Source organism: Aetokthonos hydrillicola CCALA 1050, assembly GCF_017591665.1.
Taxonomy (GTDB): domain Bacteria; phylum Cyanobacteriota; class Cyanobacteriia; order Cyanobacteriales; family Nostocaceae; genus Aetokthonos; species Aetokthonos hydrillicola.
The window spans coordinates 51,282-66,509 of the sequence record NZ_JAAKGC010000003.1 but is presented as its reverse complement, the minus strand read 5'-3'; the positions used below and the strand labels follow the sequence as shown (position 1 = coordinate 66,509).

Annotated in this window: 7 protein-coding genes; all 7 read right to left on the bottom strand. The window is 40.6% G+C overall.

Translation table 11 applies throughout. The annotated features are described in order from the left end of the window. On the bottom strand, positions 1-1,731 hold a 1,731-nt coding region (locus G4P69_RS02415; RefSeq protein ID WP_208348209.1), incomplete at its 3' end, for a DUF6519 domain-containing protein. An 11-nt stretch (positions 1,732-1,742) separates the two neighbouring features. Continuing rightward, positions 1,743-6,119: a hypothetical protein gene (locus G4P69_RS02410; RefSeq protein WP_208339742.1), complete on the bottom strand. Its 4,377-nt coding sequence runs from the start codon at positions 6,117-6,119 to the stop codon at positions 1,743-1,745. A 63-nt stretch (positions 6,120-6,182) separates the two neighbouring features. Next, complete coding sequence (locus G4P69_RS02405) at positions 6,183-11,111, bottom strand: putative baseplate assembly protein (protein WP_208339741.1); 4,929 nt, start codon at positions 11,109-11,111, stop codon at positions 6,183-6,185. Then, positions 11,108-13,528, bottom strand: coding sequence for a putative baseplate assembly protein (locus G4P69_RS02400; protein ID WP_208339740.1), 2,421 nt, complete (start codon positions 13,526-13,528; stop codon positions 11,108-11,110). Before G4P69_RS02400 ends, G4P69_RS02405 begins: the two co-directional genes overlap by 4 nt. A 1-nt stretch (position 13,529) precedes the next feature. Continuing rightward, on the bottom strand, positions 13,530-13,886 hold the full coding sequence (locus G4P69_RS02395) for a GPW/gp25 family protein (RefSeq protein WP_208339739.1): 357 nt from the start codon (positions 13,884-13,886) through the stop codon (positions 13,530-13,532). A gap of 245 nt (positions 13,887-14,131) precedes the next feature. Then, on the bottom strand, positions 14,132-14,455 hold the full coding sequence (locus G4P69_RS02390) for a hypothetical protein (RefSeq protein ID WP_208339738.1): 324 nt from the start codon (positions 14,453-14,455) through the stop codon (positions 14,132-14,134). Next, on the bottom strand, positions 14,456-15,208 hold the full coding sequence (locus tag G4P69_RS02385) for a phage baseplate assembly protein V (RefSeq protein ID WP_208339737.1): 753 nt from the start codon (positions 15,206-15,208) through the stop codon (positions 14,456-14,458). Positions 15,209-15,228 lie beyond the last annotated feature (20 nt).

The following is a 15,228-nucleotide window of genomic DNA, read 5'->3' as shown; positions in this document are numbered from 1 at the left end:
GATGTCTATACCAATACCGACGTTACCATTACTCTGCAACAAAGTCATTTGGGTGACGCCATGAGTTTGCAGTGACAAGTTGGTATTCGCATCACTACCAATCAACCCTGTAGCAATGGTAATCCCTTTGTCGAATAAATAGCGATCGCGGTCTGTGCGAAAATGGGTCCAGTTCGGGTCTTGTGAACCTATATCGACATAGCCTGTACCTGTATTTATTCGTAGTGCGCCCGACTGGTTTCCGCGAATTGCACCGTTGAGATGAAGTTTTTCTTGGGGTATGTCTATACCAATACCGATTTGCCCTGTTTCGGTAATAATTAGTTGAGTCTGTTTTTTACTGTCTAAAAAACTAGCGATATTTGCTAAATCAAAGGTATTTTCTACCTGTAATCTTGCTAGTGGTGTGAGTGTACCTATGCCTAATTTGGCCGGGATATATTGACCTTGTTCATATTTACCAGCGATGTATAAATTTCCGGTCATTGTATCGCCAGTTTTATCTAAACAGCGTATTAAAGGCGGGAATTTTTGTGTATATTCTTGCGTTTGTGAAAATTCTTCCTTCTCATTGAACTGCAACAATACTAAGGGGAAATAATCATGTTTAATGCCTAATGGTAATTGTTGACTATCTAACCACTCAATATTATTAGTATTACTATTGCTTGTATTTCGTACAGGAATCAGCCAATAGTCGCCTGTTTGAAATAGAGAATTGTTTTCTGAAGCAAATTTGATTTTAATTCCTTGTTCGATTTCCCATTCGTCAGCAAGAGTGGCAATTTCTGAATTTTTATTATCCCAACCGCGTATTTTTAATTTTTGTTGCGCCAGCGCTGCATCGAGGGGATCACCTAATATTTCTAGTTTATTTCCAGAAACACTTTGTAACTGAACTAAACGCCCTGGTTGATTATTTAATTCTTGTACTTCATCAATAATTTCCACCCATTGTCCTGCTTCAAATGATTGGGTAGATTCGCTTCCCGTGCTGTTGAGGGTGATAGTTTTGGCAACAATTTTAGCAATAGTTCTTACTAAGGTAGCATTATTCCGCGACCATTTAAAAGTGGCTGTTCCTAAAGCACCAGGTTGATGAATTTCCACACGATATAAAAAATTTTCCGACCCTGTATATTTACCACTAACGTTGAGATAGACTTGACGTTTTTCGGGGTTAGCACGCTCTAACTTTTGTTGGAGTAAATCTCCTGGTTTTTTATCTGCGGATGGTTTTTCTAAACCTATTTCTAAGAGTCTTACTTGCCATATTGTTTTGCTACGAGTGCTAGTATCTAACCCACCTAAAGCTACTTCTTGAATATTAGGATCATCAACAGCAGTAATATGACGTTGCCATACATCTAAATATGCGAGATAGTATGCAGCTTTTTTAAGTCCACCAATATCTGATACAATAGCACTAGGGTGGTCATCTTGCTGGGTATATTTAACTTCTTTTTCTAACTCGCAGAGAATCCCATTTACATAAACGTGTCCTGGGGAAATTCGCAAATCTTTACCATCAGGAGTAATTTGAAAACCACCTGTAGTTTTCGAGACACCATAACCGCCAATCATGTCTTGAGATTGAGATTGACGCAGATAATTCTGAATATTAATCATCTCGTTCCAGTCAGCGTCTAATTGCAACCGTCCCTGCTGCATCCATACGCTGTTGTAATGTTTTTGTGGTTGAAAAGTAAACCGTGTAAAATCGCCTTTCATAATTTCCTCTCTCAAGTTTCGTAAAAAATACCCAATTCTAGTCCAAAACGCAGATACTCTTTGAGGCTAGCTTGTAAACTCACCTCACGCTGTGCATTTTTTAGATAATTAAAAGCACCCATTTCTGCACCGTTTTCTGCTCCAGTGCGAATTTCTGGGCTACATAATTGGCTCAGTTGGGCATAATTAGGATCACCATAGTCTTGAGATGAGAAACTAGGTTGTAACCTTCTGAGGAAAAGCATTTTTTCTTCCACATTATTTAAGCCTTGATTGACTGACAACCAATTATTGTTATCTTCGTCGTAGCGTAAAATACTACCGACAGCAGTCCCAGCAAATACTATACTTTCTTGATTATTTTGCTGGATAGCTAAGGTGGTAATCCCACCAGATAGGGAAATGGCATTTTTTAAGTCCCAACTTCTACCATTATCAATTGAAGCAAATATATTGCCATCAGTTGTACCAGCTAAAAGATAGTTAATATTAAAGCTGGTATCTGGAGATAAATCGTTACTAAAAGCAATGTCTATTGTCAAGAGGTTATTCGGCGAATTACGATCAATAGAGGTGACAGTCTTATTTTCATTATTTACAGTGATGCAACTACCTTTTGCTAATTGTTGCTGAAAAATTGTACCATCACCGATAAGTTTATTGCCTTCACTCTTAATTGTTCCCTGACCTTTTTTGCTATATACTACCAGTGCTGTAATATCTATATTGGTTAAACCGACGTTGATTTGCTGCCACTGTTCATAATCACTTTCAAAACGGAAGATACCGCCGCCAGTTGTCCCAACGAATATTTGTCCGTTATTTTGATTGATAGTTAAGGTGGTAACGTAAAGATGCGTTAAGTTGCGATTCATTGCTAACCAAGAATCACCATTATTTATGGAACGGAATACACCACCGCCAAATGTCCCGACAAATATTTCTTGGGTGTTGATATTGACGACGCAAGCGGTGATGTTTTGATTTTTTAAATCGGGATTAATTTGTTCCCAATTATTCCCATTATCTTGGGAACGGAATAACCCATTACCAGATGTACCCGCAAATAGTAAGCTATGATTCTGATGAGACATCAGGACTGTGATATCTGTATTAACTCCTTGATTTTCTAAACCAGGGATATTAGATGTCCAACTATCACCGTTATTGCTGGAGTGAAAAATTCTGCCGCCAGTTGTGCCAGCAAATAAAGTATTGTTGTGAATGACTAAGGCAGTAATATTGATGTCAAGTAAAAGATTTTTGATTCTAAAACTTGTGGGGAGTAAATCTTGTTTAAAGGCAGTATCGATTGTTAAAGCTTGAGCATCATTTAAGGATATCACTGTTTTAGTTTCATTTGCGATAACTAAGCGATCGCCTTTTTGCAACTCCACTAAAAATCTTGTGCCAATACCAGTTATGCTTGTACCCTTGCTGCTAATCGTCCCCGTTCCCGTTTTAGCATCACTATAAATTGGGGTGAGATTAGCATCATTCAAACCTTGATTTACTGGTATCCATTTGTCATTTTGAGCACGGAAGACACCGTTACCGGCTGTACCTGCAAATATATCTGTGGTGCTGATAGCTAAAGCAGTAATCCCGGCTGGTAAATTGGGGATGGTAGCCAGTGCTAAATCTGGCTGACAACGGTAGCGACTAGGAGTGCGAGAATCGTTGGGGAAGTAACAAAAGCGCATACAGCCGTCTTGCTGACGCAGTACTGTGAGTTTCTCTAAAAATAAGCTGTTACTGGCTTCTAAACTGCGGAGGGTAGTTGCACCAAAAATAGTTGTAGTTGTAATCTCTGCATGGGTGTCAAAAGCAGTGATTGCTGTTTGCTTGTATCCCCTATCGATAATGCTGTCTACAATTTCTAAATGTGGTACAGTATCGGCGATATTAATTGCCCCACAGATACTATTATCAATGGCGATCGCTAAATTACTGTTGTTTTTTTCTAAAGCAATATCTACTGATGTCCAACAATCCCCTTGTTTATCATTACTATCATCGGGTAATTCTGGGCATTCCCATTGACTGAGAATGTCTTGTAAAGTCATAAGGAAACGTGCTACTTGTTGCTTGGCTAATTGAAATAACTGCATCAGCACATTTTGTGACTTCTGACTATCCACTCCTACGCCAATTTGCAAAACTTTCTGGATGAGATTGAAGCAGTAAATTACCAACACAATTAAAGAGAAGCCATCATCATCTTCTGTTGGTGTCTCGGAAATTTGCTCCTGCTTGCGTTTGACAATTATGCCTCCATTTTGTGGTACTACAGTGCAATTGCTAATAGTTAATCTTCTGAGATTTCCTGGTAAGACTGTGACTTTACCAGCTAATAAAAGACCATTCAACGTTAACTTACCAGGATTAACGTTATTTTTGGCAATCCCCTCTATCAACAAATTCCCTGCTAAGTGTGGACGGTATTCACTAGCCGCAATAATTTGTAAATGCTTATCTGCGGGAATGCGAAGTGTCAGATTACCTCGATAAGTTTGGTTAGTTTTTAAAGTAATCACTCCGATTTCTTCATCACGAACTAGAGAAACTTTACCTTTGAGGGTCAGATACACAAGCCAGTTGGGACAGTTGTTGGTGTTGAGAATATCTAGGGTTGTAGAAGCACCATTTTCTAACTGAATTAGCTTGGCTTGACTGTTAATAGCTTTACCAGCAGATACAGCTATTAAATGTAAATCATGCTGATAATCAACTACCAAACCACTCACGATTCCGGGTTGAAATTGGGAACGTACTTCTCGACTCAATTTTTCAATTTTTCCTTGGGAATCGATAATTAGACGCGCCAAAGGAATAGATAGAGAAGGTACATTAGTTGAGTTGGGGATAACTTGAATTTCCCATTTTGGTTCTGTCGGCGCTTTTTTGTAAGAAATGAGCAATAATACAGTTTGATTAGCGTAAGTTTTGAGATTAACTCGGTACTTGATTTTTAAATCTATAAGTTGTCCTTGGGAATCTACTGCTTTACCAGGGTTAACTATAACCTCACTTGTTAGCGGAGCAGATATCACAGTTAAACCTGTAAAAATCCCAGGTTGCAACTGCGGAGTTACTTGCATAATTGCCCTGTCTGAGTTAATCGCTAAACGTCCCAGAGGGATGTAGAATAATTCTTGGCAATATTCCCAAATTTGGACATTTTTGTTCCAACTTTGGACTGCTGTTAACAGAGGATTTTTATCATCACTTGAAGAATTTGCATCTATATTCCAAGCAATGCGGCTTTGTGTGGGAGATATACTACTATTTATAGACAGACTTCTATCATAAGAACCACCGCCAATATCACCACTAAACGCATAAGAATAATTGACGTTGACAATATTTGGTTGCTGACGAAATACGATTCTGCCCAATTCGGGATCTACTGCTACTTTTACTTGATAAGTGCTACCATCAAATTTTTTATAATGAGTATCAGGTGGTAATTTCCAGTTGGTTAAATCATCGATATAAATCTCTGGCGGTGCGATTAAATTACTATTTTCAAATATTTCAAAAACAGGCTGATCCCGAACAAAGTAACCCTCAATATCTGGTGACTTATTTTCTTTTGCTAATAATTGACGAATCTGATCTATTTCCTGTGCTAATGCAGTCCGTCGTAGCTTTCCTGGTACATTAACTTCTTGCGCCAAACTGGTGATTTCGGTTTCTGTTTGGGGTTGGTTAAAGAGGGGAATTGAATTACCCAAAGGACTGAAAGTATAACACTGTCCTTTGAGTGTGTTGTCTACAACTGTTTTATCAAGATGTGCTGTCACCTTTTCTAAAGGATAGCTTTTTAAACGCCAGAGATATATACCAATGTTAGAGATATTATAGTTACCCCGGTTCTTCCCAGAGTTTCTAATATCAATTGTGTAAGCGTTATTAGTTGCAAAAGGAGTATTTACAACTTGAGAATTTCGCACATCTACAGTCACAGATCCCAAACGAGGATTATTAATGTTTTGCGTAGTACCAATAAACTTAAAAAATTCTACTACCCTAGCTCGCCAGTCAGTAATATCTACTACCAATTGCTCAAGCACCGGTACAGTACCCTTCCGCGATCGATAGGCTATAGTATTGGCTACATAAGCACGTCGCTCTTGTCCAGAAGTACGCAAACTGTCGGTGTAGAACTTCACATCTAATAAATCGCCAATGTAAGGAACGACCCAGCGATCACAAGTCTCAATAAACCAATTTTCATATAAATTTTCAATATCTGATTCAATTAGTAATATTTCTTGTTCAATGACACCCAATAAAGCCTGTAAAGGATAACCTTGTAGTTCATCACGGATGCGATAAATTGCTGGGAGTAGTTTGTATAGATTTTCGTTATCACCTTGATTCATAAATGTTTTGTTGCTTGTAATTAATTTATATAATTAATTTATAATTTAGTGGGCATTACCACTCTACATAATTTCATAACTTAATTTAATTCCTTCAGTATGCAGCAACAACAATTGTGCTGGTAAAATTTGGTCTTTTGCTTCATTCCAATCAGCTTTGTTCGCCAATAAAATATCCTCCAAAGTTTTACTTAAATTTTGTCGATAAAGAGCATCCACAGCCACAGCAATCACACCAGGAATATTTTGCATAGTTGCAATTACCTCTGATGCAGTGACAGATTGTCCAAAATCACGTTTAGCAAAAGCAAATCTTGCTAACAAAGCAGTGCGAACATTTTCTAAAACAGTTATTGGTTGACGCTTGCTATCGATCACAATTTTGGCTGCCACATTAAATAGTAAAGCTTGATAAGAATCTACCTCAACCACCACGCCCATTGGATCTCTGGCTGCGTCAATTGCTTTCACTAAGTTTTGATACAGACTAGAATCTGTTCGCACCTCGTCCCCACCCATCGCTGCTACAGTAATATGTATGATCCTAGTGGCGCGGTTTTGTAATAGCCTGGCTTGGGCTTTACCAATACCACCAAAAGCGCGGGTAAAGTCTTCAAAGTCTTGTAGTGATACAATTCTGTCAAGAGTCCGCACAGTTAAGGGGGCGCTGGTACGGGCTTCTTCCATTGGTTCGCGGGATGCACCACCAGTGGCTGGTAAGGGGTTAGTGACTTCCTTCAGAGCCAATGGTCTTTTTTTGAGTAAACTTAGTCTATCTTGGGGTAAATTTCCTCCCAAGCCAATACCACTGCGGTAAATCGCTAGCACGTTTTCCACACCACTAGGGAGACGCGCACCTTTTTTCCCATCGCCAAAGATGACTGCGGTTGTGCCATCATCATCAATTCGGGTAATGTATTTTTGTTCAGTGGGAGTTAGTTCGTATAAAGAAGCTGCCTCTAGCCAAAGCACACCATCGACAAATACCTGTAAAGTACTCTGGTTACCACTGGGGGTAGTGGCTGAAATATAAGTCAGGGGTGGTTTTTGCAAAATGAAGGTTTGATTTGCCAAAGTTCCGTCACCACTACCCAACACTTCTTCGATGGTTTCGCCGTGATTTGCAGCCACAACATTAGCATAAATCGTTGTGGTTGCTGGGTCGTAACTATTTTGCAATGACTGTTGTAAAATCAGGATGGGTAATTTTTGATTATCTGGCGGTGTGTTAATGACAGCAATTTCGCTGACTGTCGCATCTTCTTTGTTGGCTGGAAGTAAAGTCATATCCTCTGGTTCGAGAATTTCTAGAGAACCGACAAAACCATTTTTATCTATTAATTTCCATGTGGCGCTTTGTGATGGAGAAAACAGTTGTAGGGAGTCGCCAATTTTCAACTCAGCCGAAGACATCCCATCAAATGCAGCCAAAATACCCACGCCCCCAGCATAAATGTTATCGTCATGAATAGCGATCGCACGCACATCGATACTCTTCAAACCATTGTTAAGCTGTTGCCAACCTGTAGAATCATCAATGTAACGGAACACGCCACTCATATCTGTACCTACATAAGCATCATCTGTACCTTGTTTAATTGCCAAGCAACGAATATGCACATCATTAAGATTAGTATTAATTGGTAGCCACTCATCCCAAGTATCACCATTCTTCTTGGTGCGAAACACGCCACTATTAGCAGTTCCCGCCAAAATATCACCGCTATGATTGGTCCCTAACGCAGAAATATTCGTCTGTTGTAATACTTGCTGCCAACTGCTACCCTCATCAGAGGAACGGTATACCCCTTGATTTGTCCCAGCAAAAAGAAAACCTCCTGTATATAGTAAAGAGGTGATTTCTACATTTATTAAAAAAGTAGCGATCGCATTCCAATTGCTGCCATTATTTTGAGATATAAAAATACTACCTGATGTAGCTGCAAAAATGTTGTCATCATCAGCAGTCAAGGCAATAATATTTTGATTCGCCAAACCAGTATTAGTTTCCTCCCAAGTTTCACCATGATTTTGAGAACGAAAAATGCCCGTACTAGCAGTAGCAGCAAACATAGTACCATTAGTAATTATCAAATCTGGAATATTTTTATTCTTTAAATCATCAAATGGTTCCCACTTCTCCCCATTAACTGCAAATTTCAAAGCACCACTTTCAGTTCCAGCAAACAAATTTCCCTCAACATCACTGACAAGTATCTGTACAACCGTATTTGTCAAACTTTGATTTTTGCGTAGCCATTTACCATCCTTCGTGAAGGAAAATACACCACCGACATTGTTGATTTGAACCCGAATCCGCTTCCCACTAAACAACAATACTTTATCTGGTCGCAACCCAGGAACAAATTCTTTGAGATAAATTTTATTGTTACTGATGGGGTCATTAAAAATCTGCTGTTGCTGTATTTTAACTGTTAGTTGTTCCTCTGCTAAATTTAATTGTTCACTCACAGCTAAAACAGTTGTGCGTCGGAGAGGAAAATCACTAGGATTTACTTTTGTATTGACGGAAACTTGCGTAACCTTACTTTCCAACCCGTAATCTCTCCGCGAAACCGTCGCCACACTCTCAACTATCAACGGTTGTGCTTGAGTTCCATCTTCTTTTAATAGAACCATCCAACTTTGTGCTAATATCCTCGGATATAAAGTATCTAAATCCAATAGTTGTTTTGCATTATTAGCTGCTGGCTGAATTTGAAAATTCTTCCATTCACCATCTGCATCTTCCACAAAACCAGCAAATACATTCCCCGCAAATACATTGTTGGCTGTACCAGAAACACTCCCCGTACCAGTTTTAACACCAACAGCCAGGGAAGTTACATCTACATTTTGAGGATTTGTTGTCACATCTTGCCAACTATTCCCATGATCTGTAGAAACAAAAACCCCGCCTTTTGTCCCCGCGAATATATATCGTAAACCATCATGCTCGTAAGTTGTCAAACTCCGAACTATCGGTTTAGTTGTAAAGACTTGATCCCAATTATCCCCTAAATTTGGCGACCGATATACACCACCATTTGTTGCCACAAAAATATATGTACCACCGAGAGAAAATGCCGTGTTAGGAGCAAAGTTGCTGCTAAACTGAGCATCAATTACAAATTGAGTATCACTATTTATTTTAACTACTGTCCGCGCTTCATTGCCAACAGTAATAATATCGCCTGGGTGGAGATTAGCAGTGGAGAAAGGTACATCAAAATTAACAGTTATCTCATTACTAGAAATTGTGCCGATACCAACTCGACGGGGAATTGTATAAGTAATGATAGAGTAAACAGACTTGGTTGTTAAATTTTTGGGGTTCCAAGTTTCCCCTAAATCGTCTGAACGATAAACACCATTATCAGTCCCAGCGAAAATGAAATTACGATCCATGAAAAAGGCAGTACCAGCAGATAAATCTGGACTGAAAGCTTTATCTACTGTTAATTCATTCTTACTCTTAATACTCGTTATCTTTTTCGTTTGATTCGCTGCTGTGATAAAATTACCTACTGCAAACTGTTGCTGAAAATCTGTGTCTGAATTACCTGTGACTGTAGTATCTTTACTCGAAATTGTTCCTTTTGCTGGAGCTAGTTTCGTGTAAACTAATAAAGAACGCACAACTTGATTTTCTAATTTATTTAAATCCCAATTCTTCCCCTGATCTTGGGAACGATATACACCCTTATCTGTGCCAATAAAAATATAGTTATTATAAGTCGCCAACGATCGCACAACTGTATTCGGCAACCCAGTATTACTCGACTCCCAACTATTAGTACCTGTAGATTTGATACCGATAGTTCCCACACTCAAATTAGACCAATTTTCGCCATCATCTTTAGAAGAAAACACCCCACCATTAGGAGTTCCAGCAAAAATATAACCATCTGTATTGATATAAAGTTGCTGAATATTTAAGTTTGTTAAATTAATATTGACAGGCTGCCAGTTTTGACCATTATCTTGAGAGCGAAAAATTCCATTACCCGCCGTACCAGCGAAAATACTACCGCTTTTTTGATTAAAAGCCAGACAGCGAATATCTAAATTAGCTAACCCATCATTACTTGGTGTCCAACTCGCGCCATTGTTAGCAGTACAAAAAACACCACCCTTAATTGTCCCAGCAAAAGCACGCTTAATTTCGTTCGGCATATCCCCCCATTTAGGAGCATTCGCACCAAACAACGCCGCTTTCTGGCGGAAGGCGAAAACTAAAGGTTTACGCAGTGGTTTATCAATTGTTGATAATAATCCTTGATTCCAAGTAACTGCTGTATAACCCGCCTCTGGAATAACTATAACCGTTGCCAAGGTGAGCAAATACCAACACTCATGGGGGCGTTCTTCATCAATGAGCAGCAGGCGATCGCCCGCTTGTAATTGTGTATTTATACCTTGTAAATAAATTATCTCTGTGTTAACACTAATATCCTGCTGCCGAGTCAACCTGGGCTTTAAAGCGTTCCACTCAACACGGGCAATCATTTCCGCGCTAGTTTCAAAAGTCTGGGGTAATTCTCCCTCCCCAGGCAAACTATCAACTGGTGTACCTTTAACTACGGTTGCTACCCCAGGGCTACTTGGAGTGTCCTCCACGGTAAACGCCAACCAAGTGCTAGCAGCCACACCAGGATCAAGCTCATAACCAATACTCCGCACTAATTCGACCACAGATAATTCTTCTGTAGCCGTTTTCAGAAAGCCTTCATTAGCAATCCGTTCTTGATAAAAAGTTAGCACATCAGCCACAACAGCCCAAGCATCCAAAATGGCGATCGCTGGATCATCATCAGCACGGGTATTTAATTTTGCTAGGGGTCGATCTTTTGCATCTTCTGGATTACCCTGAGCCTTAGGTAAATTCGCTAACATCCGTCGGCGAAAACTTGCCCAGTCACCAATGCGATAATTGATAGCAGGTAAACCGGGACGATTATTTAAAGACAAAGGCTGATGGTTACTATTCATAATCCACCCTCCATCTCAAATTCAATTTTGCCATTCTGCGGTGTCCTGAGATCATTATCCACACGGGCAATTTCCAAGCGATTCAAACTAATCTTACCAGCTTTGATATTATCGGCTGTAGACTGCCCCCAGCGTTGAAAACGTTGTATAGTTACCGAAACCACACCCGCTACTTCCATCGCCCTGGTAATCACCTGACTTAAATACACAGGTTGAGCAAAACCCAAGTTATCGGGGTGAAAAAAACCTAATTGTCGGTTGGGTAAAATCCGGTTACTAAAGGTGTTCTGCAATGCTTCCTTGACTTGAGAGTTAAAATAATCAGGAGCAACTTGAATTTTCAACCCAATATCCAAACCCACAAATATCGGACTATCAATTTTCACATCCTGCCCAATTAAACGATAGGCTTCTAAAAAATCAGTTAATTTTTGCTTAAACTTCCCATCTATTGGTTGTCCACCTTCCCGATCTACAGTGATAAACACAGTGTACCAACTACCAGTCCAGCGTCGAGTGGCTACAGCTTCCCGCACAGTCGGAAAACGTTTAGTGATCGCCCCATAATCATCTTCCGTCACCGCCCGCTTGAGCGTACGAAACGCTTGCGGGGCATACAACCGCACTTGTGCGATCGCTTCTGGATCTGTGCCACCCTGAGCAGGTATGGGATTATCTACTTTAGTAATCCATGTCTGAAACTGAGGTTCAATCTGTTGAATAGCCGCAGATCCCACATTACCACTACTACCATTACCAATCCGGTAAGTAACTCTAAACTGCGTCTGTGGTGCTGGTTGCTTACCCGATTCATTGTCCCCAAACCGGAGAAAAGCCGATCCATCGTCTTCTGTCTCAACAACGAACTCACGAGCAAAGCTATCACTGTTAAGCAAGTCTCGTTGGGGAAGCCAGTGGGAGTTAGGGTCTAATTCTTTTAGGTAAATTTGGGGGAGGATGTGGCGCATATCCCAAATTAGTGCTTCCTTGGCGGTTGCTTTGGGGTTGAAGGGTTGTCTGCGGTACTGTACGTAACCCTGTTGGGTCACTGGGCCAAACTGCAACTGTGGTCGATAGCGCCCGGTTTCTGGGACTAGGGGTAATTCTGCGGTGATGGTGCAGCCATGATCGGCTAAAACTACGTTGCCTTGTGCCACACTGATGTTTTTAATAACAGTATCATTTACTACATTGGTAATCCACAGATGGAAAGGTAGGGCATCACCAGCCGCCCAGGAAATTTCTAGCAAATCCTTTTGATATAAAGGATCTTGGTAGGGTTTCACTTTCGTCAACCGCACGACGTGGCGCTGAGTCAAATCGGCTTCAGCGGGTTCTCCGCTATCAAAACCTAAGACTTGGGTAAATATTAACACATCCCCTACTTGGAGATTGAGGTCATTATTTTCGTTATTTAATGTTGCGTGGATTGCCCCTGCCTCTAAGTAAAATATCTCAGCATCCCAAGTATAAAAATAAATTTGATTATGACTTTTATATAAGGTGATATCGTGCATCGTTTCAAATATCTGCACCCCTTTGTTCAACAGACCTGCATATTCTTCGCCCGTCGGTTGCTTGGGTAATTTATCCTCTCGTTTAGTAAATAATTTAGCCCCCGGTCGCAAATCTTTTTTAGATGCACCCAGCAACTTTTGTCCATCCCCGGCTTGGCTAACTTCCAGTCGCACCCACACACGCGCATTACAACCATCGTGCATAGGATAATCCAACAACCGAGCATGACGGCGAATCGAAGTGCGTTGTCTTGCCTTCCCTAGATAAGCTTCCGTAGCTACAGCATCTTGATAATAACTCAGGCGATCGCCTGCATACGCTAATAATTCTACCAACATCACCCCCACATCGGCAGGGTTACGTTCCCGCCAATTGGGCATAGTGATGTTGAGTCTATCCAGCATCAGTTGGCGGAAACTGGCATAATCTTTGGCTAGGTAGTCAATCGGGGGAATTTGCGCCTGTAATCCCGTATCTGTAGCGGTGGTGAGACAGTCAAACTCGCTTAACTCATCAGCCCGGAAAGAAAACTCAACTGTGGAAAGCTGGGGATCAAAACCCTCTGGTGGTGGAGACTCATTTTGCAAACTAATCAACCTCAGCTTATAGTTACCGACCTTATCGCCTGGATGATTAATTCTCAGCGTCAAGATATTAGCAAAACTGCTCGTAGAAGTTATAGAAATATCCGCAGCTTGATCATTTCTCAGGATTACCCAATTCTCCTCAGTCAAAGATGGTGTAGACAAATTATGGATAAAATGCAGTTTCAGGGTTTTTTGATCGGGAGAAACTTCTAAATAATCAATACCATTGAGTAGGGGTTGACCATTTGCCCCTTTGCTAGTGCGAATTAACTCCCGTCGCTGATTATTGCGACAATGGTAATGAGTAACCATTTCAAACCTCCCGAGAGAATGAATCAATCTGACGTTGTTGGGTCCGTCGCACTAAATAGGCGATCGTCACTTGTAAACTAGAGTCAATGGCAGTAACATCCACCGCTTCTGGTTGGATGACATCTCCTAACCACTGCTCCAAAGCTCCTTTAACAATAAATTCCGTAGCCGCAGCTAGTTCCTCACTGTTGGGTGCAAAGATTAACTGCAACAAACCACAACCAAAATCAGGGCGATTAACTCGTTCACCAGGATTAGTAAACAACACCTGCTCAATCATTTGCCGGATGTGTTCGTTTTCCGTCGTCTCAGCTATACGTCCGCGGCCATCAATACGAAAGGGGTAGGCAATTTCCATAAGGTGAGGGATTAGGGGTGAAGAAGATTGTTATGCCTTTGAATGTCTGGTTTAAAAGCACTTGAGCTAAGAATAGTAGACCCTCCTCTAGCTTTAACGCCATCAAGTATGGCATAAGCGAGGCCTAACTCATCATCAAATATTTGCCCACATAGTTGGTCTTTTTTAAGGTGCTGCCACTCCAATTCAATTCGGTTCTCGTAACATAATTGGGTTTTTTCCCGCCCACCTACTTAGCCCCTTCTTCACATAGCTTTAACTCGCATTTGAGTCAGGACAACTGTCAGGGGTGTACCAGTGGGTACACAGATGGCTTGACTATCCATCAACAAAACAGGCATACCCATTGATTTGACTCTGACAGCAGCTACAATCCAGTTACCCAGGATGCAGGGTCCAACGTTGACTGGTGGCGGTGGATTGACGCACCCAGCAATGACATAAGGGAAAGGTTGGGTAGCTGTAGGTAAACCCATCGCCCGTAACCGTACATTTGGAACGGTTGGTTTAGCCTGTCCTCCATGAGCGCAAATCACCATACTACTAAGATTGAGTAGAAATCCTGGCATTTAAATCACCTCCAAAGCTCCATTGTTGACATTGACACTGATTGGTGAAACTTTGACGTTAGCTGCACCCAAGCTTAAATCAATGCTAGTAGGTGTCAGCTTGGTTGAGGCAGGAGTAGTAGTTAACTCTATACCTGTTGATGCTGTTAATTTGATATTTCCAGTTGGACTTTTTAATTCAATACTGCTAGCTGTTAAATCAATTTCTACGGAACTTTCTTTAATTTGAATACTATCCGCAGTCATAGTTACAGTAGATGTAGTCCGATTTTTCAGTTCAATAATATCTGTTGTTAATTTAATAGTTAATTCGTTATTATTATTAATTTCAATTCCCTCAGAATTAAACACCATTTTTAGTGGTCTATTAACTACAGGATCTTTAACTTCAATAAATAAACCTTTATTATCTAAATTATTCCAAGTAAAAGTAATTCCATTAGTTTTGAATACCTGAACCTTATCTGGTTCCCCTACCCTAGCTGCCTGTGGTAGTTGATTGTCACCCCAAAAACAACCAGCCCATATAGGATAATCTGTGTCGCCACCTTCAAATTCCACCCACACATTTGTCCCCACAGGGGGAACAGTAAAAAAACCAATATCAACCCCAGCATAAGGTGTACAAGGCATAGCCCAACTTTGACGACCATCACCATAAATAGCTGGCACTTCTACTTGAATGCGCCCTAAATTTAAAGGGTCTTGATTACTGGTAACTTTGCCTCGATACTTTCCAAAAAATTTAGTCATTAATCAACCTCTGTCCTCTT